Origin of the sequence: Melaminivora sp., assembly GCF_032059615.1 — a bacterium.
Taxonomy (GTDB): domain Bacteria; phylum Pseudomonadota; class Gammaproteobacteria; order Burkholderiales; family Burkholderiaceae_C; genus Melaminivora.
The window spans coordinates 21666-41975 of sequence record NZ_DAMCAM010000025.1 but is presented as its reverse complement, the minus strand read 5'-3'; the positions used below and the strand labels follow the sequence as shown (position 1 = coordinate 41975).

The window sequence follows — 20310 nt, the reverse complement described above, 5'->3', positions numbered from 1 at the left end:
CAGGCGCCGCAGCACACCGCCAGCGCCGGCCCCGCCGAAGCCGGCGCCGCCGGCCCGCAATCGGCACAGCAGGCCGGCCCGTCCGATGCCCTTGCGCTCGCTGACGCCCAACAGCCCGGGCCCGGCGGCGCCAGTGCCGCGGCTGACCCTGCAGCGCCGGCCGAGGCACCCTGACCATGCCCGCCCCGCAGATCGTCACGCTTGAGCAGGCCAAGGCCCATCTGCGCATCGACGGCACCGACGCCGACGACGACATCCGCCTCAAGCTGTCGGCCGCCACGCAGATCGCCACCACCTACCTCGACCGCGCCGTGTACGCCACCCAGCAGGAGCTGGACGCCGCCGTGCTGGCAGGCACCGCGGGCATCGACCCGCTGGTGGCCACCGACATGGTGCGCGCCGGCATCTTGCTGATCCTGGGCGACCTGGACGCCAACCGCGAGGACGTTGTGGCCGGCACCATCGCCACGCGCCTGCCCACCGGCGCCCGCGCCTGCCTGCTGCCGCTGCGGCGCATGGGGGCGTGACATGCGGGCCGGCAAGCTGCGCGACCGCATCCGCATCGAGGAGCGCACCGTTACCCGCGGCGCCTCCGGCGGCATCAAAACCGCCTGGGCGACGTACTGGCAGTGCTGGGCCCAGCGCCGCGACATGAGCGGCAGCGAGCGCAGCGCCAGCAGCGCCGCCGGTGGCCAGGTGGCCGTGGCGCGCGTCGAGTTCTTGCTGCGCGAGCGTGCCGGCATCTCCACCCAGATGCGCGTCGTGGACGGCACGCAGCTGCTGGGTATCACCCACGTCAAGCCACTGGCCGACTACCCCGGCTGGATGGTCCTCACCTGCGACACAGGGCTCAACGATGGCTAAGACTGAGATCCTCGGCATTGGCGACATGCAGCAGCGCTACGGCCGCGTGCGCGACGCCATACGCACCCGCACCAGCCGGCGCATGCTGGTGGCCGCGGGCAACGTGCTCAAGCGCAAGGCCAAGGCCATCGCCCTGGCCAACGGCTCGCGGCGCACCGGCGCCATGGTCAAGAACATCGCCATCAAGCGCGAGACCGCCGCACCCCCCGGCACCGAGCAGTACCACCTGGGCGTGCGCCACGGCCGCAACCTGAGTGCCAAGGCCCGCAGCAAGGGCGAACGCCTGGCCGTCAACGGGCGCGGTCGCATCGTCAAGCGCTACGCGGACGATCCGTACTACTGGCGCTGGGTCGAGCTGGGCCACAACGTGGTTCCCCGCAAGGCCGCCAACGGCAGCACCAGCCTGCGCCAGCGCCGCAAATCGCCCACGCACACCGTGCCTGCCAAGCCCTTCATCGCGCCGGCGCTGGAGCAGGGCAGGGCCGAAGCCCTGCAGGCCATGAACGAGCGCCTGCAGCAGGACCTGGACAAGGACGCCGGAGGATGAGCACCGCCACGCTGCACCAGCAAATCACCGACGCCCTGGCCGCCGTGTTCGGCAACACCTGGGCCATCGAGCTGCCGCCCGATCCCGCGTACCCCGCCGTCGTGTTCGACGTGGACAGCGAGCCCGAGCCGGCCTGGTGCGCCGGCGGCGGCTACATGCAACACGACATCAACGTGGTCGCCGTGGCGCGCGACCTGGACGAGCTGGACGCGCTGCTGCCCCTCGATGGCGGCGGCACCCTGCGCCCCGCGCTGCAGGCGCTGCCCGCCTATCAGTGGGAGGAGGCCTGCGGCGACGCCGACTACGAGCCCGACCCGCAGCTCTACGCCCGCTTTCTCACCGTGCGCCTGCGCACGCCGCGCTACTAACCCCCCTCTCCACCGAAAGGCCACCATGCCCAAGACCACCACCGCACCCGCGGCGGACGGCGGTGTGCACACGAGTGCACAGCCCGCGCCCGCCGCCGCCAAGCCGGCCCGGCCGGTCAAGCCCGCGCACCACCAGCCCACGCCCCCGCGCCAGCGCGACGAGCACACCGGCCTGGGCGGCAGCTACGTGCGCGACCTCGCCACCGGCCAACGCCGGCGCGCCGCCCCCTGAAGCCCACCACCCAACCGGAAAGGACACCCCGCCATGAAGTCCATGAAAAAGATGCTGCTGCTGGCAGTCATCGAAACCACCAGCGGCGACGACGCCAACCCCACCGCCGCGGCCAACGCCATCATGTGCCGCGCCCTCATGCCCGAGCCCATCACGGCCGAGCAAGTCAGCCGCGACCTGATCCGCCCCTACAAGGGCAACAGCGGCAAGCTGGTGGTGGGCGTGCACCGCAGGCTCACCTGCGAGGTCGAGCTGGCCGGCAGCGGCGCCGCCGGCACCGCGCCCGCCTGGGGCCCGCTGCTGCAGGCCTGCGGCTTTGCCGAGACCGTCACCGCAGGGCAGGATGTGACGTACGACCCCGTGAGCGAGGGGGAACCTACCCTGACCCTGTACGGCTACCTGGACGGCATCCTGTTCAAGCTCACGGGCGTCAAGGGCAACGTTACGTTCACCCTCAACGCCAAGGCCATTCCGGTCATGCAGTTCGAGTTTCTGGGCGCGTACTCCCCCCCCACTGACACGCCGCTGCCCACGGGTGTGGACTACAGCGCCTTCCAGCAACCCAAGACCGTGGGCAAGGCCAACACGCCCACGTTCAGCTTCCACGGCGTGCAGGCCTGCACGTCGGCCTTCTCGATCGCCTGGGGCAACACGCAGGCCTGGCGCGAGCTGATCAACTGCGCCGGCGCACGCAGCCCGGACCGCCAGCCCACCGGCAACGTCACCATGGAGCTGCCCAGCATCGCCACCAAGAACTGGGCCGAGGTGGTGCGCGCAGGCACTACCGGCGCCATGAGCCTGGTGCACGGCGTCACCCCCGGCAACATCATCGAGCTGGCCGCGCCCAACATCCAGTGCAACCCCTTCAGCCTGCAGGACGACCAGGGCATCGCCATGGTCGCCATGCCGTTCGACGTCAACCCGCTGCTCGGCAACGACGAGCTGAGCATCGTCGTTCGCTGACCCCCCGCGCCCCGCGCGCCCTCCCAGGCCCACCCGCAACGGTGGGCCTTTTGTTTTCCGCCATCACCATCGACAGGAGCCATCCATGTTCATCCTCGCCCCTTCCGAAACCTTCAAGGCCAAGGTCACCGTCAACGTCGCCACCAAGTCCGGCACCTGGCGCGAAGAGTCGTTCATCGGCATCTTCAAGCGCTCCGACGATACCGAGCGCAAGCGCCTGCTGGAGCTGCCCAACACCGAGCTGCTGCGCGAAAAAATGGAGGGCTGGGAGATGGTGGACGAGCAGCGCCAGCCCGTGGAGTTCAACGAAGAAAACTTTGAGGCCTTCCTGAAACTGACCGGCGCCGTGCGCGAAGCCGCCACCACTTACTGGAAGCACAACGTAGGCGCCAAGGAAAAAAACTGATCGCGGCGGCGCGCTTCTGGGCTGGCGAGCGCGCCGAGGATGACTCTGCGCGCTTCGCCCCCGACGAAAGCACCTTGCAGGCCATGCAGGCTTTCGGTGCGCCGCAGCACGAGATTGATCGTGTGCGTGCGCAAATCGAGCGCGCCGCCCTGCCCAAGACCGGCGACACCTTCGGCGTGCACGCCGACAACCAGCGTGTCGTGGCCGCGTTCGTCTCCCTGCGGTCGCAATGGAGTTACGCCGGCATGCTGGCCCAGCGCACGGGCCTGCAGTACGCCGGCGTCAGCGCCTGGTTGCGCGAGAGCGTGCGCCGCACCGACCACCGTCGCGAGATCTTCGCCGGCCTGCAACTCATGGAGCATGCCGTGCTCGCTTATGACGCCGAACAACGGCAAAAAGAAGAAGGGTGACCATGTCCGCTCTCGGCTCTCTCGTCGTCAAGCTCGCGCTGGAGCACGCGCAATTCACCCAGGGCCTGGACAAGACCGAGCAGGCCGCCCTGGCCAGCGCCAAGAAGGTGCAGGACGCCTACGACAAGATGTCCAAAATGGTGGAGAAAAGCACCAGCTCCATCAAGTCGGCCATCGTCGGCGTTGTGGCGGGTGCTGCCTCCATCGCCACGCTGGCCGCCTCGTTCAACCGCATTCGCCAGGAGACCGTCAACGCCGAGCGCGAACAGGCCCAGCTGTCTGCCGCCCTGAAGTCCACGGGCGAGGCCGCCGGCTACAGCCAGGACCGCCTCAACGCCATGGCCGCCGACTTGGCCAAGTCCACCACCTACTCGGCCGGCGCCATCAACCAGGCGCAGACCCGCCTGCTCAGCTACACCAACATCGTGGGCGAGCAGTTCCCGCGCGCCCTGCGCGCGGCCATGGACATGGGCACCCGCCTGGGCATGGACCTCAACCAGTCCATGGAGAGCGTGGCCAAGGCCCTGGACAAGCCCAGCACCGGCATGCAGTCGCTGCAGCGCCAGGGCTTCAAGTTCTCCGAGTCGCAGATCGAGATGGCGCGCGCCCTGGAGGCGAGCGGCCGCCTGGCCGAGTCTCAGGCCATCGTGTTTGCCGAGCTGGAGTCCAGCTACGGCGGCGCGGCCGAGGCCGCGCGCAACACGCTAGGGGGTGCGCTGGAGGCGGTGGGCAACACCATCAATGACCTGATGACGGCCGACAGCGCCAGCGTGCCCGCGCTGCGCCAGAGTGTCGAGGACTTCAACACCCTGCTGCAAAGCGAGTCCACGCGCAGCGCCTTTGCGTTCTACGTGCAGCTGATGGTGGACACGGCCGGGGCGGCCGCCAGGCTGGGCGTGGCGCTGGTGGAGCTGCGCAACGGAGGCATGGGCGGCCTGCTGGGCGCCGCCACGTCGGGCAATGCCGCGTCCGAGTTGGTGGACGTGGAGCGCAAGCTAGCGCAGCTGCGCGCCGACTCTGCCACGCTCGATCCCTCGAAGAGCCTGCGCAACAAGATCAACGAGCGGCTGTTTGGTGACCACTTTGACCTGCAGCTTCAGATCGGCTTACTGGAAAGCCAGCGGGATGTGCTGTCGCGCAACGTTGCCGCGGCTGACGGGCTCGCAAACTCGTACGAAGCTCTGGCGACGGAGAACGATGCGTTGCTGGCGTCCCTGTCGGGCACTACCAAAGCCGTCGAGCAGCAAGGCAAGGTCGTCGGCCTGACTGACTCGTACCTCAAGAAGTACGGCACCGCTGCCCAGAAGGCCGCCATCGAGATCGCGGAGTGGAAGGCCAAGCTGGGCGAGGCCTTCACGCCCGAGATGGAGGCCAAGATTCGCGCCGCCTACGCCCAGCAGGGCAAGGGCGCCAAGGACGCCAAGAAGGCCGTGGACGGGCTCATCGAGAGCATCGACAAGCGCGCCGCCCAGTACGCGGCTGAGCTGTCGGCGGGTGAGCGCCTGGCCGAGGGCGAGCGCCTGGCCGTCGACGTACTGGAGCAGCTGCGCAGCGGCAAGGTCAAGGTGACCGCGGCCGAGGCTGAGCTGATCGGTAAACAGCTCGAATCCATGCTCGCGCTGGAGAAGCAGACGCAGGCTCAGCAAGAAGCCATCAAGGTTTCGCAGGCCGCGGCCGCCGCGCGCAAGAAGGAAGCCGACGGCATCGAAGCGTGGATGCGCTCGCAGCAGGAAGCCGCAGCCGCGTCCCTGAAGTCCGTCAAGGACCGCGTCCAGGGCCTGCAGGAAGAAGAGCAGGCAGCCGAAATAGCCCGCTCGCTCAACATCACGTTGGCCGAGGCAATCGAACGCGTCGCCCTGGCGCGCATGAAGGAAAAGCAGGCCGGGTTCTACAAGGACAGCGAGGGCTGGAGAGAGCTGCAGCGCGAGATCGAAGAGCGCGAGAAGCTGATCGGCCTGCTGGGCAAGAAGGGCGTGCGCGAGCGCGAGCAAGCCGCTTGGGTGGACTTATTCACCAGCATCGACCGCACCGCCCACGACGTGTTCGTGGACGTGGCCAATAACGGCGTGGGCGCGTTTGAGCGCGTGGGCAAGACCATCAAGGCCGCGGTGCTGGATGTGTTGTGGCAGCTGGTGGGGCGCCGCTGGCTGATCCAGGTCGGCACGAGCGTCTTCGGCAGCAATTTCGCCACAGCTGCCAACTCGGTCGTCGGGGCGCAGGGTGGCGGCATTCTGGGCCTGGCCAACAACGCACAAAGCGCGTACTCCATGTACGGCGCCCTGTCGGGCTACAGCAGCGGCGTCAATACCCTGGCGGGCTGGATGGGCGCGGGCTCCACTGCGGGCGCCTCTGCTCTGTCGCTGGGCTATGCCAATGCGGTAGGGGCCGTGGGCGGGGATGCCCTGGGCGCGCTGATTGCCGCCAACGGCAGCTGGGGCGGTGTGGCTGCGGGGGGTGCAGCTGCGGGCACGGCAGCGGGCACGGCAGCCGCTGGTGCGGCAGGCGGTGCTGGGGCGGGCAGTGCCCTGATGGCTGCCGCGCCCTACGCCGCGGCGGTGGTGGCCGTGATGGCTGCCTTCGGCTTTTTTGGCGGCACGGAAAAACGCGGCAGCGGCGTCTACGGCACCCTGGGCCGCCCGGGCGGCGTGCACAGCTTTGACCTGATGCGCGAGGACGGCTCCCTGTTTGGTGGCCCGACCTATTACACCGATGACATGGGCGTTGCCCCGCAGGACGAGTACCTGCAGCGCTCCTTCGGGGAAGCCAAAAAACACCTGGGCGGGTTCGCGCAGTCCCTGGGCCTGGCGACCGACTCGCTTGAGGGCTTCACTACCCAATTTGGCAACGACGGCGTGCACCCGGACGTCGGCCTGCGAGGCCTGCGGTTTGACGACTTGTCCGAAGCCGAAGTCGCCAAGAAAATCCACGAGGCCCTGGACACGGCGAGCAACGCCATCGCCCAGCAGCTGATTGGCACGTGGACCACCGTCGTGACCGACACCGCTCGCGAATGGAATGGCAGCGAGGACATTGCCCAATGGTTCGCTGACATCACATCAGGGGCCGCGTACCAGCGCCAGGTCTACACCCCCAGCGAGTACGCCCGCGAAGGCGAGCAAGCCATCGACACGCTCACGCGCCTTGCTACGAGCTTGCAAGCGGCCAACGGCATGCTTGGCATGTTCGGCCAGTCGTTGTACGAAGCGTCCCTTGCCGGCGCCGATGCGGCCAGCCAGCTGGTGGACGCCTTCGGCGGGGCCGAGCAGATGGCCCAGGCCGGGAATATGTACTTCCAGACGGGCTACTACTCGGCAGAAGAGCGGCGTGAATACGCCCGCCGCATGCTTGAGCAGCAGCTGTCCGTCGTCGGCGTGGCGATCCCCGACATCGCCGCCGAGGGCGCGCGGCAGATGTACCGGCAGCTCGTGGAGGCGCAAGACCGGAGCACCGAATCCGGCCGTCGTGCGTACGCGATGCTGCTGCAGCTGTCGGGGGCGTTTTCGGAGATCGTCACCAGCGCTGAGCAGGCTGCAGCAGCCGCGCAGCAGCAAGCCGAGGCAGCAGCAGAGGCTGCACGCCGCCAGGCCGAGGCAGTCATCAACCAGCGCGACGGCCTGCAAGCCCAGCTTGATCGAGCATTGGGCAACACGGCGGCTTTGCGTGCCCGGGAACTCGCTGCGCTCGACGCGAGCAACCGAGGGCTGCAAGAACGTATCTGGGCCGTGGAAGATGCCCGCGCCGGTATCGACCGCGCCATGTCCGCGCTGGAGCGCTCCGTTGCCGCGCGCCGCGAGGTCCTGGAGGAGGCGGCGGGCGAGATGCGGGCCGTCTTTGACGCCGTGCGCTCGGGTGCCAAGTCCTTGCTGGGGGATGTCGAGTCCCTGGCGCGGCACAACCTGCAGTCGGGTGCGGACTACATCGCCCAGGCGCTGGCTGCAGCTGAGCGCACGGGCTACTTGCCCGACGCCGGCGAGCTGGCCGAGGCCATTGACGGCGTGCAGCAGGGCTTGACGAAAGAGGTGTACGCAACCCAGGCCGAAGCGGATTACCAACGCCTCGTCGTGGCCAACCGCCTCAAGGACCTGGAGAGGATCAGCGGTGACCAGCTCACCGAGGCGGAGCGGCAGCTCAAGGCCCTGGACGGCATCCTGGACAACGCCCGCGCGCAGATCGACGCGCTCTACGGTATCGACAGCAGCGTGCAGTCCGTGGAGGCTGCCATCGCACAGCTGGCGCAGGCGCTGACGCAGGCCAAACAACTCGGGATGGGCGGCGCAGGTGCCCTTGGGCCCCTGCAGGAGCGTTACGGCAACGCCATTGCCACGGCCATCGGGGGCGACCCGATGGCCAAGTACAGCATGTACAACGCCATGCTGCACGACGGCGTGGGGCTCAATGACATCCGCGCCGTGGTCGAGAGCATGGCGGGCGTGCAGACGGATGAGGACTGGACGTATTTGGCGCAGGCAGCGGCTGTGGTGTCCACGACCATTGACAGGTTGCCGAAGATTGCCCAAGGCACACCTCAAGACAAGGCGGTGCACTACCAGCATCTGGTCGATGTTGGTCTGACCGATGCGCAGATCCGCGCCAGTGTGGAGTCCACGCTCGGAGCGCAGAGCAGCGCCGACTGGGACTACCTCAAACACCTGGCGGGCGTGCCTGGCTTTGCCAGCGGAGGGCTGCACGCCGGCGGCTTGCGGGTGGTGGGTGAGCGCGGCTGGGAGCTGGAGGCCACGGGCCCTGCGCGCATCTGGAACCAGGAGCAGCTCGCCGGCGCGTTGGGAGGGCGTGACAACTCGCGTATGGAGCGCCTGATCGAAGCCCTCACCGCCGAAGTGCAGCGCCTGTGCGCGCGAGTGGAGGAGGGCAACACCAACACCGGCGATACCGCTGCGCTGCTGGGCAGCGTGGTGCGGGGCAACGCGTTGACCACGCAGCCCGCACCCGTCTTCTAGGACTTCACCGCATGTACTACATCGAACGCATCCCCATCACCGACGCCAGTTTCCTGGCTGGCAGCATTGCCGAGCCAGCGGCCGAGGAGCCGGAATGGGTCAGCGGCGGCACCTACGCCGTGGGTGACGAGCGCTCGCGCTCGGGGCTGCACCGGGTGTACCGCTGCGCCGCGGCGCGCTCGCCCAGCAGCACGCCGCCCAGCAGCACGCCACCCGAGCAGGACCCTGCGGGGTGGGTGGACATGCGCCCCACGCGCCGCTGGCTGCCCTTCGGCCCGATGCTGCGGCCCGATGGCCGGCTGGTGTACCAGAACATCCCGCTGGAAAGCACCACCGAGGACCTGCAATACCGAGTGCGCGCGCGCTACGCCAGCGCCGTGGCACTGTTCGGGCTGCGCGGCGGCGCCTGGCGCGTGGCCGTGCATCGCCCAGGCACGGCAGAGCCGCTGCAGGTGCGCACGGGCTCGCTCAAGGAGCCGGCCACCGGCTACTGGGACTACGGCTTCGGCCAGCGCCGCACGCGCGACAGGGTGCTGATCACCGACCTGCCCATCTACGCGGATGCGGAGATCTGCATCACTGTGCAAGGGGGCACAGGCCAGCTGCGCCGCATGGTGCAGTGCGAGATCGGGCGGTTGCGGTTCATCCCTGGCGTGCACTGGGGCGGCGTGGTGTACGGCCTGCGTCGCAGCCCCAAGGCCTGGACGCACCGCCGCGACGAACCCGATGGCAGCACCTCGGTGTTGATCTACGGCACCGGCTACGACATGTCGGGCACGGTGGAGCTGTCAGGCAAACAAGAGGACAACGCCCTGGTCCAGCTGCGCGCCTTGCTCGGGCGCGGCGCTGCCTACGCCCCGACGCTGGCCACGGGCTATGCCCAAAGCCTGGTGTTCGGCGTACTCAAGAGCGCAGACGTGGCGCGCGAGGGATATATGCACACCACGGCAGATTTTCAGATCGAAGGACTACCCACATGACCGATATTGTCGAGCCCATCCCTATTCCGCCTGGCCCGCCGGTGCCCAATTCCGCCGACGACGAGATCAGCTTCGACCTGCAGTACGAAGCATTTTTAGCGTGGCAGAAGGATGTGCTGCAGCCTGGTGCGAACGTGCTGGCGGCCGCAACCCAGCAAAACGCCGCGGCGACGCACGAGCTGGTGCAAGCCGCCGCGCAGACATTGGCAGACACGCAACAGGTCAAGACACAGGCCCTGGCGCAAACCAAGGCGATTGCCGACCAGGCCGTGGCCGATACCAACGCCATCAAAAACGCCGCAGCGCAATCGGCATCCCAAGCCGCCGACAGTGCCGCTGCAGCGCAGGCCGTGGCCAATTTTGTGGGGCCGTGGTCGGAGTTGTCCGGTGCCGTTGCCAAAGGCTCGACGACCTACCACGCCGGCAGATTCTGGGTGTCGCTGCAGGCCATCCCCAGCGCTTCCGCCGCCGAGCCCGGAGTGTCGCCTGCCTGGGCAAAAACGGGCGGTGGGATTGATTCGCTGGCCTACGACAGTCGCGCCCAGTTTCGCGGCCGTGCGGGCGCCAGCGGCGACCTCGTGCTGGTCGATGGCCTGGGGCTGTTTGCCTGGGAGACGGGCAGTGATGAGCCGGATGACGACGAAAGCTGCTTTGCCGCTGCAGCAGGCCGCTGGCTGCTGGCCGCGGCTCACCCCGACCTGCTGGCCGCCTGGAGTCTGCCCGACGACGAGATCCGCGAGAGCGCGTTCAGCCGCGCCGCCGCTGGACAGCTCTTGCGTGCCACCGCGTCGTGCGCGTTGTCATCGGTAGCTGCCACGGCGCAGGCCCGCTTCCCTGCGTTCTTGCCCGGCGCACTGCCCGGCCAGGCGGTGCTGGCCACGCCCCTGGCCGCGCTCGATGCGCGCCTGGCCGTCACCGCCCGCGTCAGCGCCGCCGATACCGTCACCGTCACTTTGTCCAACCCATCCGCTGCTGCTGCCTCAACGATTGCAGCGCAGTGGCAAATCACCGTTTTCAAGGAGTCCTGACATGCCCCTCGTACGCGCCATGCGCTTGATCAACGCCCTGGAGGCCGGCACGCTCAACAGCGCCGGGCTGCAGGCCCTTCTGACCAGCGACCCCACACGGCTGAGTGAGCTGTCCGTGATGTACGGCATGCGCGGCCAGGCGCGGCGGATCATCAACAGCCATTCGGCGTTTACCACGTTGCTGTCCAGCAGCGCGTCGCTGAATCACCTGCTGGTCCATCCGACGCTGATGGCAGAGATCAAAGCCAATGCATCGGCCTACAACGCTCTACTGTCCAGCGATACAAGTCGCGCTAAGCTGTATGCCGCCCAGGCTGGGCTGGACCCGCAGGCGTATAGCAGCGTGGCAGGACTGTTGGATTGGGCGCTGTCCAGCCCCAGTCAGCTGAGCCAGGCGTTGCGGTCTGAGGGCTTGTTCCTTGATCTGCTCAGGATGCCTGCGCGCATGTCCGTCATCGATGCATCAGCGTCGCTGCGCGCGACGGTGTACGGGGGTGCCCTGGGGGGAGGCTACCTGGGGTGCGTGGTTACGGCAGAGGATGGTCGGTATGCGGTCATCCAGGCACCCAAAATCGGCGGAGAAAACGCCAGCGTGCAATGGAAATTGACCAACACCACCTCTCTTACTTCCAGCAATACCTACTTCGGTTTGCCTATAGCCGAAGCCTTAAACGACGCGCAGCACCCGCTTTTTCAGTGGTCGCGCAGCTTAACGATCGGTGGCTACATCGATTGGGCGCCGCCCACGGCGCCGGTTCTCCAGCTCCTGCTAGACCGGATGCGCCCAAGCGTCGCAGAAAACGCCTTGTTCAAGGTCGGTGGCGCACAAGCGTACGAAGCTGGGAATTACTGGGCTGCATGCCCCGAACGCGATGCCTCCGATTACGTCCAGGGTGGCGCGCCGTTCGTGAACTCATTGTCCGGCGCCTGGAGCTACTCTTCCCGGGATCAGTTGGCTCGGGCTCGCGCAGTTCGCATGATCAAGCTGTGAGGCAGGCATGAAACTCATCATTCAGGGCGATCGCATCGTCGCCACCGCCACCAATGACTATGCGGGCCCGGATGCCTGGGTCCAGGCGCCGGAGGATTTCGACGCCAAGCGCATGGACGAATACCGCGTTGCAGACGGCGTAGCGGCGCTGCCCACGTCACCTGTCCTGGATCTGCAAGGCACAAAGGACGTCTTGACTGCGCGTGCCACAAGTCTGCGCTGGCAGCACGAAACCGGCGGCCTGACGCTGCCCAATGGCGGGCGCGTGGCCACGGGCGTCGAGGACCAAAACCGCATCACGTCGGTGATCGCCAACGCCGAGCTGGCTGGTGTCGCTGAGGTGGATTTCAAGGCGCCGTCCGGGTGGGTCACGCTGACCTTGGCCGAGATCAAGGCCATCGCCGCGGCCATCGCCCTGCATGTGCAGGCATGTTTTTCGGCTGAGCGCGCGCACCACGAGGCCATCGCCATGCTGGCCGATCTGGCGGCTTGCGACGCATACGACGTGAGCGCCGGGTGGCCCGTATGAACGTTTCACGACACCACGCCCTACAGCCCGCGCCAGCGGGTTTTTTTACGCCCATACCAGCCGGAGCTGCCAATGCCTGAGCCCACGACCACAGCCGCCGGCGTGGTCACCGTCGCCACCGCGGCCGTCTCCACTTCGGTGCTGACGGCTTTCGGCGTGCCACTGGGACTGCGGGTGGATCTGCTGGTGGCCGGCTTCGCTGGCTCGCTGGTGGCCATCATCTTGCTCAACACCGTGCCCGGCACGGGCGACACCTGGCCCGTGCTGCTGCGCACCACGTTGCGGCGCATGGCGGTGGCGTTCGCCTCCAGCCTGACGGCGGGCTACCTCACGCCGCTGGCCATGTTGTTGGCGCAGGTGCCCGAGTCATTGCTGCTGGGCGGCGCGTTCGCGGTGGGCGGCGGCGCACAGCAAGTGCTGATGTTTGTCATCCGGCGCCTTGCGGGGCAACCCATGGCGCCCGCCACGGGGGAGGCCTCGCCATGACCGCCTGGCTGCAATTCATTCACGCGCTGGCCGGCCTGGTGGTGTTGGCCGAGGCCCTCAACAAGCTGGAGCGCACCACGCCGTGCCGCCCGGGCCTGGGCGCGCGCGAGCGCACCACCGAGTGGCTCAAGGCCATTGCCTGGTTGCTGCTGGCCCTGGGCGGCGGCGGCGCGCTGGCCTCGCCCCTGCTGCAGCACCTTTCCGCCGCGCCGCGCACTGCTGGCGTGCTGGTGGTGCTGATGCCCTTGCAGGCCCCCACGCTGCAGGACGTCTGCATCGTCCTGGGCTTTGCCGTCCTGATCGTCCGCACCCGCGTCAAAGAGGGATAGACACCATGCAACTGACCCCGCATTTTTCGCTGGCCGAGCTGACGGCCAGCAGCACTGCCCGCCGCCTGGGACTGGACAACACGCCCAGCCCGCAGGCCACCGTGCAGCTGCAGCACCTGGCCGAGCTGCTCGAGCGCGTGCGCGCGCACCTGGGCGCGCCCGTCATCGTCACCAGCGGCTACCGCTCGCAGGCCGTCAACCGAGCCGTGGGCGGCGTGGCCACCAGCGACCACGTGCAAGGCAGGGCGGCCGACGTCGTCGCGCCCGGATACGGAACGCCGCTGCAGATCGCGCGTGGCCTGGCGCCGCTGGTGGGCGCGCTGGGCATCGGCCAGCTCATCTACGAGCACGTGGGCGGCAAGGCCTGGGTGCATCTGTCCACGCGCGTGCCGGACAGGCCTGTCAACCGCGTCATCACCATCAGCAACGCCGGCACGCAGCTGGGCATCCAGGCTGCGTAATGGCCAAGGCCCTCTACACCTACGCGGCCACCGCCCTGGTGACCGCCGCACTGGCCAGCGCCGGCGCCTGGCGCGTGCAGGAATGGCGCTGGCAGGCCAACACCGCGGCCGCCACAAAAGAGCGCCAGGCGGCTGAGGACGAGGCGCGCGAACTGCGCGAATCCGACGCGCGCCAGCAGCGCCAGCTGGCCGCCCGCAAGGTCGGCGAACACGCGGCCGCTCTGGCCGGGCTCAACAACCAACTGGGAGATGCACGTGCGCGCATTGCAAAGCTATCTGATCGCCGCTGCCTCGATGCTGGCACTGTCGGCATGCTCAACGCCATCGGCAAACCTGCCTCGCCAAACTTGGGCCTGCGAGCCCCTGCCGGCCGCGCTGCGGGGTCGGCCGCAGCCGCTGCCGGACCTGCGGACGACGCCGGCGGCTACGCCAGCGAACGCGACGCGGCCGAGCACATCGCCACCTGCCGCGCCCGGTATGCCGAGCTGAGCGGCCAGCTCAATCAGATCCTCGACATTGAGGACGCCCGCGATGCGCGCCGCGCCGCACCCTGAAGGTCGCCAGGTCGCCAGCGGACCCACCAGCGCCCGCCGGTCGCGTCAACTGGACCAGCGCCTGCGGCGAGACCAGCGCGAGCTGGCCCGGCAGCTGCAGAAGAGGGCGGCGCGTGAGTTGTGTCCCATCAACGATGATGGCCCCCTGCCGCGCATCGATTAGCGCGGCGCAAGGGCACGGCGCCAGTTATTCTTATGAGCGCAATGGATCAGATTCGGCGGCGCTTTGGCGGCTACTTTCGTAAGCTGTTGATTCCCTTTGTATTAATTCAATCTTGTAGCCATCGGGGTCGGTGACGAACGCGATCACCGTGCTGCCGCCCTTGACCGGGCCGGCTTCGCGCGTGACGTTACCGCCCGCAGCCTTGATGCGTTCGCAGGCGGCATAGGCGTCGGGCACGCCCAGGGCGATATGGCCATAGGCGCTGCCCATGTCATAGCTCTCGGTGCCCCAGTTGTAGGTCAGCTCGAGCTCGGCCTGGCCGGGGTTGCCGCCGTCGAAACCGAGAAACGCCAGCGAGTATTTGTATTCGGGGTTCTCGGACGTGCGCAGCAACTGCATGCCGAGCACCTGGGTGTAGAAGTCGATGGAGCGCTGGAGATTGCCAACGCGCAGCATGGTGTGGAGAAATCGCATGGAACGCATTATCCCCAGCGCCGCGCACACCCGAAAAAGGCCCGGTTAAAGGCCTGAAAGAGGCCTTTCCCAGGGAAAACAGCGGATTTGACAGGCCCGGGCAAGCCGGGAGGACTGGAATCGTCGGGTTTTGGTGGATATTAGGAATACGATGTATATTATGTAAAATATAAGCCGCGTTTTCTGCTTTCGGTGCCCCTTCGTGCGCCCCGCCCACGCTTGCCGCTCCAGGTTTTCCAGGCGCTGGATGCTGCAGCCCAGAACTTTGACGCCGCAGCCTTGAGCAAGACGCGGCCGTTGACCTCAGCGCATCTTCGTTCACGAAATGTCCGGCCGCGGATGAAACATGGCGCGCTCCTGCGCCTGCTGGGCGAACTTGCGTGCCAGGCTGTCGCAGACCAGGTCGCACAGCGCATAGATCGTCTCGTCGGCAATGCGGTAGTACACGCTGGTGCCGCGGCTTTCGCGCGCCACCAACCCCTGGCCGGCCAGCAAGGCCAAGTGTTTGGAGGTGTTGGCCGTCGTGCAGCCGCAACTGCGGGCCAGCTCCCCCACATTGCGCTCGCCCGCGCGCAGCAGATTGATCAGGTTCAGCCTCGTGGGCTCGGACAAGGCCTGGAAATACGCGGCGACATGCTCCAGGGCTTCTGGTGGAAGTTCCTTCACTCGGCCGCCCTCCTAAATGGATGGATGTGGTGCATGGCAGACATTCTAAAACTTGTTTGACTATTCAACTATTTAGTTAAACAATAGGATCATGCCCTTCCTCATCATGCCCCTGCGCCTGTCCCGAACGCCGCCTCTGATACTGGCCGTCGTGCTCGGCCTGCCGGCTTTGCCGGCCAAGGTGGATGCCTCCGCCGGAGAGTTGGCTTCGGCAGTAGTGCAGCCTGCTGGCTCCGGCAGCCTGCACAGTGCCGACGGCGTGATCGAGCCCGTTCGCGACACATCCCTTGCCGCCCAGGTGTCGGGGGCCGTGGTGCAGCTCCAGGTACGAGTGGGCGACCGTGTGCGAGAAGGCCAGGAGTTGCTGCGCCTGGATGCGCAAACCATCCGCCAGAACGCTGCTGCCCGCGCTGCGCAGGTGGACGCCGCCCGCTCCCAGGCACGGCTGGCCGACAACGAATTGGCGCGCCAGAAGCAGCTGTTCTCCCGTCAGTACGTCAGCCAGGCCGGCCTGGAGCGCGCCCAGGCCCAGGCGCAGGCCGCCCACGCGCAGGTGCGGGCCTTGCAGGCCCAGGCCGGCGCTGCCGCCGCGCAGGCCGGACTGCATATCGTGCGAGCGCCCTACTCCGGTGTGGTCAGCGAGGTGCCTGTGGCCCTGGGCGACATGGCCACTCCCGGCCGCCCCCTGGTGCGGCTGTACGACCCGACGGCATTGCGCATTGCCGCGGCGGCGCCGCAGGCATGGCTGCCGCCGGGCGGCTCCGCCCAGCTGGAAGTTCCCAGCCTGGGAGCTGGCCGCGTGAACGTACCCTTGCAGGAAGTCCAGCGCCTGCCCACGGTGGACCGGACGACGCACACGGTGCAGCTGCGCGTTGCCCTGCCCCCTGGTTTTGCGGCTGCAGCTCCAGGCATGTTCGCGCGCCTGTGGCTGCCCGGTGTACAGCCAGCAGAAGGCGGACGGACTGAATCCACCCTCCTGGCCGTGCCAGCCAGCGCCGTGCTGCGCCGGGGTGAGCTGACCGCTGTCTATGTGCTGGATGAGCAGCAGCGCCCTCGCCTGCGCCAGGTGCGGCTGGGTCAGGCTCCGGCCAGTGCTGCCGACGGCCAAGCACCCATTCCCGTCCTGAGTGGCTTGCGCGCCGGCGAGCGCGTGGCACTCGATCCACAGGCTGCTGCCCGGGTGCGTTGACATGCCACACGCCGCTCCCCAGGCCCGCATGGGCGTCTCAGGCCGCATCGCCGCCCTGTTCCAGTCGGCGCAGATCACCCCGCTGCTGGCACTCGTGGCCTTTTTGCTCGGTGTTTTTGCCGTGCTGGTCACCCCGCGCGAGGAAGAGCCGCAGATCGACGTGACCATGGCCAGCGTGCTGGTGCCCTTCCCCGGGGCCTCGGTGCGTGATGTCGAGCAGATGATTGCCACCCCAGCCGAGCAGTTGCTGGCCGGCATGGAGGGCACGGAGCACGTCATGTCTGTCTCGCGCCCCGGCCTGGCCATGCTCACCGTGCAGTTCAAGGTCGGCGTGCCGCGCAACGTCGCGCTGGTACGCCTGCACGACCAGCTGCGCAGCCATGCCGACCTGTGGCCGCAGGGCCTGGGCGTGCAGGAGCCACTGGTTCGCCCCAAAGGCATCGACGACGTGCCCATTGTCAGCTTCACCCTGCACGCCAGCGACGAGACCGCCGACACCTTCGGCCTGGAGCGCGTGGCCCACACCATCGAGGCCGAGCTGGCCCGTGTGCCCGGCGTGCGCGAGGTGCGTGCCATCGGCGGGCCGGGCCGCGCCGTGGTGGTCGAACTCGATGCTGCGCGCATGGCCAGCACCGGCGTGTCGGTGCGCGAGCTGCGCGCCGCGCTGCAGTCGGCCAACTTCGGCCTGCCGGTGGGCGACTTGCTGGCCGGCGGCCAGAGCGTCGAGCTGCAGGCCGGCCCTTTCCTGGCCTCGGCGCGCGAGGTGGCCGGGCTGGTCGTGGCCACGCGCGCCGGTCGCCCCATCTTCCTGCAGGACGTGGCGCAGGTGCGCGACGGCGCGCCGCCGGCGCAGCGCCTGGTCTGGCTGGGCCAGCGCGGCAAGGATGGCCAGCGCGGCAAGGATGGCGAGGGCGGCCAGGTGCAGGAATGGCCAGCCATCACGCTACAGGTGACCAAGAAGCCCGGCGAGAACGCCATCGACGTGGCCAATGCCCTGTCGGCGCGCATGACGCAGCTCCAGGGCGTGCTGATCCCCGATGACGTGCAGGTGCGCCAGACGCGCAATTACGGCGAGACCGCCAACGACAAGGCGCAAAAGCTGATCCAGAAGCTGCTGTTTGCCACGGCCTCGGTGGTGGCGCTGGTGTTCCTGGCGCTGGGCCGGCGCGAGGCCGCCATCGTCGGGCTGGCGGTGGTGCTGACGCTCACGGCCACGCTGTTCGCCTCCTGGGCCTGGGGCTTCACGCTCAACCGCGTGTCGCTGTTCGCGCTGATTTTCTCCATCGGCATCCTGGTGGACGACGCCATCGTGGTGGTCGAGAACATCCACCGCCATCAGCAGCTCCAGCCCGGCCTGCCGCTGGCGCAGATCATCCCGCGCGCCGTTGATGAGGTCGGCGGGCCGACCATCCTGGCCACCTTCACGGTCATTGCCGCGCTGCTGCCCATGGCCTTTGTCTCCGGCCTGATGGGGCCGTACATGGCGCCCATCCCCATCAACGCCAGCATGGGCATGTTGCTGTCGCTGGCGATTGCCTTCGTCGTCACGCCCTGGCTGGCCCGGCTCTGGATGAAGTCGCACAGCGCCGGCGGCCACACCGGCCTGACCGACCGGCTGGAGCCGTTCTTCGCCCGCACTTTCGCCCCGCTGCTCCATGAACAGCGCGGCGGGCGCAACCGGGCGCTGCTGTGGCTTGCCGTGGCCGCGCTGATCGCGCTGTCGGTGCTGTTGCCGGTGCTGGGCTGGGTGCAGCTCAAGATGCTGCCCTTCGACAACAAGTCCGAGTTCCAGATCGTCGTGGACATGCCCGCCGGCACACCGCTGGAGGACACCGCCGCCGTGCTGCGCGAACTCGGCACGCACCTGGCCAGCGTGCCCGAGGTGCAGGACTGGCAGGCCTACGCCGGCACCGCAGCGCCCATCAATTTCAACGGCCTGGTGCGCCAGTACGAGCTGCGCGCCAGCAGCGAGCTGGGCGACATCCAGGTCAATCTGGTGGATCGGCAGCACCGCAAGGAGCAAAGCCATGCCATCGCCATGCGCGAGCGCGCCGCGCTGCAGGACATTGGCCGGCGCTGGGGCGCCAATGTCAAGGTGGTGGAAGTGCCGCCCGGCCCGCCGGTGCTGGCGCCCATCGTCGCGGAAATCTACGGCCCCGACACCGAAGGCCGCCGCCAGGTGGCGCAGGCCGTGCGCGCAGTCTTCGAATCGACGGCGGGTGTGGTCGATGTGGACTCCACATCCATTGCCCCGGCGCCGCGCACGCTGCTGCTGGTCGATCGGCAAAAGGCCGCGCTGGCCGGCGTGGCGCAGCCGGACATCGTGGCCACGCTGCGCGCCGGCCTGGCCGGCGAGGCCGTGACCTGGCTGCGCGACGCCAGCCGCGCCCCGGTGCCCGTGTGGCTGCAGCTGCCGCCCGAGAGCCACGGCAGCCTGGATGCCCTGCTGCAGCTCGGCGTGCCGGGCGCGGCGGGCCGGCTGGTGCCGCTGCGCGAGCTGGTCAGCGTGAGCAACACGCAGCGCGAGCAGCCGATCTACCACAAGGACTTGCTGCCGGTGGACTTCGTGCAGGGCGACATGGCCGGGCGCGTGGACAGCCCTTTGTATGGCATGTTCGCCATGCGCGGCGCGCTGGCTGGCATCGCCACACCCGGCGGCGGCGCGCTGCAGGAGCTGTTCGTCGAGATGCCGCAGGACGCCCAGCGCGACTACAGCCTGCGCTGGGACGGCGAGTGGCGCATCACCTACGAGACCTTCCGCGACATGGGGGCGGCCTATGCCGTCGGCCTGATCCTGATCTACCTGCTGGTGGTGGCGCAGTTCGGCTCCTACCTCACGCCGCTGATCATCATGGCGCCCATTCCGCTCACCGTCATCGGCGTCATGCCCGGCCATGCCCTGCTGGGCGCGCAGTTCACCGCCACCAGCATGATCGGCATGATCGCCCTGGCCGGCATCATCGTGCGCAACTCCATCTTGCTGGTGGACTTCGTGCGGCTGCAGCAGGCCGGTGGCGTGCCGCTGGCCCGTGCCGTCGTCCACGCCGTGGCCGCGCGCACCCAGCCCATCGTGCTCACCGGCCTGGCGGCCATGATCGGCGCCTTCTTCATCCTGGACGACCCCATCTTCAACGGCCTGGCGATCGCGCTGATCTTCGGCATCCTGGCGTCCACGCTGCTGACCCTGGTGGTCATCCCGACGCTGTACTACGCCGCCTATCGCCGGCGCGCGCCAGGCCAGCAGGAAATGGGCAAAACGGCCTGAAACCATTACCTGGCAAGCGATTTCAGCTATTGAATGGATAGCTTGCTTTTTCACCCTCACGACAAGGAGTCACACCATGTTCCCCAGCTACCAGGAAATCATCAAGGACACCAGCGCCGAGATCGGCAAGCTGCGCGGCGAGATCGGCGACACGCTGCGCGGGTTTTCCGCCATGGCGCAGGCCGCCACCAAGGACGGCGCGCTGGACGTCAAGACCAAGGAGCTGATCGCCATCGCCCTGTCGGTGTCGGTGCGCTGCGACCCCTGCCTGGGCTACCACACGCAGGCCCTGGTCAAGCTCGGCTGCACCCGCGAGGAGCTGACCGAAGCCCTGGGCATGGCCGTCTACATGGGCGGCGGGCCATCGCTGATGTATGCCGCCCGTGCCAGCGCTGCCTTCGACGAGTTCGCCGCCCAGGCCGCCGCCAAGGCTGGCTGAACCCCGCC

The 20310-nt window shown here is 68.2% G+C and carries 22 protein-coding genes; 20 read left to right on the top strand and 2 right to left on the bottom strand.

Features of this window, described 5'->3' with window-relative positions; genetic code table 11:
• Nucleotides 1-176 precede the first annotated feature (176 nt).
• From RT051_RS07505 to RT051_RS07425, 17 genes are all read left to right on the top strand, one after another.
• Nucleotides 177-527, top strand: a complete 351-nt coding sequence (locus RT051_RS07505) for a head-tail connector protein (protein ID WP_313074463.1) — start codon at nucleotides 177-179, stop codon at nucleotides 525-527.
• Nucleotide 528: 1 nt separating this feature from the next.
• Nucleotides 529-864: a head-tail adaptor protein gene (locus RT051_RS07500; RefSeq protein WP_313074460.1), complete on the top strand. Its 336-nt coding sequence runs from the start codon at nucleotides 529-531 to the stop codon at nucleotides 862-864.
• Nucleotides 857-1411 (top strand): HK97-gp10 family putative phage morphogenesis protein, encoded by a 555-nt coding sequence (locus RT051_RS07495; RefSeq protein ID WP_313074458.1) that lies wholly within the window; start codon nucleotides 857-859, stop codon nucleotides 1409-1411. Before RT051_RS07500 ends, RT051_RS07495 begins: the two co-directional genes overlap by 8 nt.
• On the top strand, nucleotides 1408-1779 hold the full coding sequence (locus RT051_RS07490; RefSeq protein ID WP_313074455.1) for a hypothetical protein: 372 nt from the start codon (nucleotides 1408-1410) through the stop codon (nucleotides 1777-1779). Before RT051_RS07495 ends, RT051_RS07490 begins: the two co-directional genes overlap by 4 nt.
• 25 nt (nucleotides 1780-1804) lie before the next feature.
• Nucleotides 1805-2011, top strand: coding sequence for a hypothetical protein (locus RT051_RS07485; protein ID WP_313074452.1), 207 nt, complete (start codon nucleotides 1805-1807; stop codon nucleotides 2009-2011).
• Between the two features lie 33 nt (nucleotides 2012-2044).
• On the top strand, nucleotides 2045-2974 hold the full coding sequence (locus tag RT051_RS07480) for a phage tail tube protein (RefSeq protein WP_313074450.1): 930 nt from the start codon (nucleotides 2045-2047) through the stop codon (nucleotides 2972-2974).
• An 85-nt stretch (nucleotides 2975-3059) separates the two neighbouring features.
• Nucleotides 3060-3380, top strand: coding sequence for a hypothetical protein (locus RT051_RS07475; RefSeq protein WP_313074446.1), 321 nt, complete (start codon nucleotides 3060-3062; stop codon nucleotides 3378-3380).
• An 83-nt stretch (nucleotides 3381-3463) separates the two neighbouring features.
• Complete coding sequence (locus RT051_RS07470) at nucleotides 3464-3790, top strand: DUF1799 domain-containing protein (RefSeq protein ID WP_313074444.1); 327 nt, start codon at nucleotides 3464-3466, stop codon at nucleotides 3788-3790.
• 2 nt (nucleotides 3791-3792) lie between these two features.
• Nucleotides 3793-8748, top strand: a complete 4956-nt coding sequence (locus tag RT051_RS07465) for a phage tail length tape measure family protein (RefSeq protein WP_313074442.1) — start codon at nucleotides 3793-3795, stop codon at nucleotides 8746-8748.
• 11 nt (nucleotides 8749-8759) lie between these two features.
• On the top strand, nucleotides 8760-9728 hold the full coding sequence (locus RT051_RS07460; RefSeq protein ID WP_313074440.1) for a hypothetical protein: 969 nt from the start codon (nucleotides 8760-8762) through the stop codon (nucleotides 9726-9728).
• Entirely contained in the window at nucleotides 9725-10756 is a 1032-nt protein-coding gene (locus RT051_RS07455; protein WP_313074437.1) for a hypothetical protein, read from the top strand. The genes RT051_RS07460 and RT051_RS07455 overlap by 4 nt, the downstream gene beginning before the upstream one ends.
• Before the next feature lies 1 nt (nucleotide 10757).
• Nucleotides 10758-11747, top strand: coding sequence for a hypothetical protein (locus tag RT051_RS07450; protein ID WP_313074435.1), 990 nt, complete (start codon nucleotides 10758-10760; stop codon nucleotides 11745-11747).
• Nucleotides 11748-11754: 7 nt separating this feature from the next.
• The gene (locus RT051_RS07445) at nucleotides 11755-12276 is read left to right on the top strand and encodes a DUF4376 domain-containing protein (RefSeq protein WP_313074432.1); all 522 of its coding nucleotides are present in this window, start codon (nucleotides 11755-11757) and stop codon (nucleotides 12274-12276) included.
• Between the two features lie 72 nt (nucleotides 12277-12348).
• Nucleotides 12349-12762 (top strand): hypothetical protein, encoded by a 414-nt coding sequence (locus RT051_RS07440; RefSeq protein ID WP_313074429.1) that lies wholly within the window; start codon nucleotides 12349-12351, stop codon nucleotides 12760-12762.
• Nucleotides 12759-13091: a hypothetical protein gene (locus RT051_RS07435; protein WP_313074426.1), complete on the top strand. Its 333-nt coding sequence runs from the start codon at nucleotides 12759-12761 to the stop codon at nucleotides 13089-13091. Before RT051_RS07440 ends, RT051_RS07435 begins: the two co-directional genes overlap by 4 nt.
• Nucleotides 13092-13096: 5 nt before the next feature.
• A complete protein-coding gene (locus RT051_RS07430) occupies nucleotides 13097-13552 on the top strand; it encodes a D-Ala-D-Ala carboxypeptidase family metallohydrolase (protein ID WP_313074424.1) in 456 nt (151 codons plus the stop codon).
• Nucleotides 13552-14106, top strand: a complete 555-nt coding sequence (locus tag RT051_RS07425; RefSeq protein ID WP_313074422.1) for a hypothetical protein — start codon at nucleotides 13552-13554, stop codon at nucleotides 14104-14106. Before RT051_RS07430 ends, RT051_RS07425 begins: the two co-directional genes overlap by 1 nt.
• Nucleotides 14107-14299: 193 nt before the next feature.
• Here RT051_RS07425 and gloA read toward each other — a convergent pair whose 3' ends face one another.
• Together gloA and RT051_RS07415 are read right to left on the bottom strand one after the other, a co-directional pair.
• Nucleotides 14300-14743, bottom strand: a complete 444-nt coding sequence (gene gloA / locus RT051_RS07420) for a lactoylglutathione lyase (RefSeq protein WP_313074419.1) — start codon at nucleotides 14741-14743, stop codon at nucleotides 14300-14302.
• Between the two features lie 318 nt (nucleotides 14744-15061).
• Nucleotides 15062-15409 (bottom strand): metalloregulator ArsR/SmtB family transcription factor, encoded by a 348-nt coding sequence (locus tag RT051_RS07415; RefSeq protein WP_313074416.1) that lies wholly within the window; start codon nucleotides 15407-15409, stop codon nucleotides 15062-15064.
• A gap of 91 nt (nucleotides 15410-15500) precedes the next feature.
• Here RT051_RS07415 and RT051_RS07410 point away from each other — a divergent pair, with 91 nt between their 5' ends.
• The 3 genes from RT051_RS07410 to RT051_RS07400 all read left to right on the top strand — a co-directional run bounded on the left by RT051_RS07410 (nucleotide 15501) and on the right by RT051_RS07400 (nucleotide 20302).
• Nucleotides 15501-16598: an efflux RND transporter periplasmic adaptor subunit gene (locus RT051_RS07410; protein WP_313074414.1), complete on the top strand. Its 1098-nt coding sequence runs from the start codon at nucleotides 15501-15503 to the stop codon at nucleotides 16596-16598.
• A gap of 1 nt (nucleotide 16599) precedes the next feature.
• Nucleotides 16600-19863 carry an efflux RND transporter permease subunit gene (locus RT051_RS07405; protein ID WP_313074411.1) on the top strand — a complete coding sequence of 1088 codons (3264 nt, stop codon included), beginning with the start codon at nucleotides 16600-16602 and terminating at the stop codon, nucleotides 19861-19863.
• A gap of 76 nt (nucleotides 19864-19939) precedes the next feature.
• Nucleotides 19940-20302, top strand: a complete 363-nt coding sequence (locus tag RT051_RS07400; RefSeq protein ID WP_313074409.1) for a carboxymuconolactone decarboxylase family protein — start codon at nucleotides 19940-19942, stop codon at nucleotides 20300-20302.
• Nucleotides 20303-20310 lie beyond the last annotated feature (8 nt).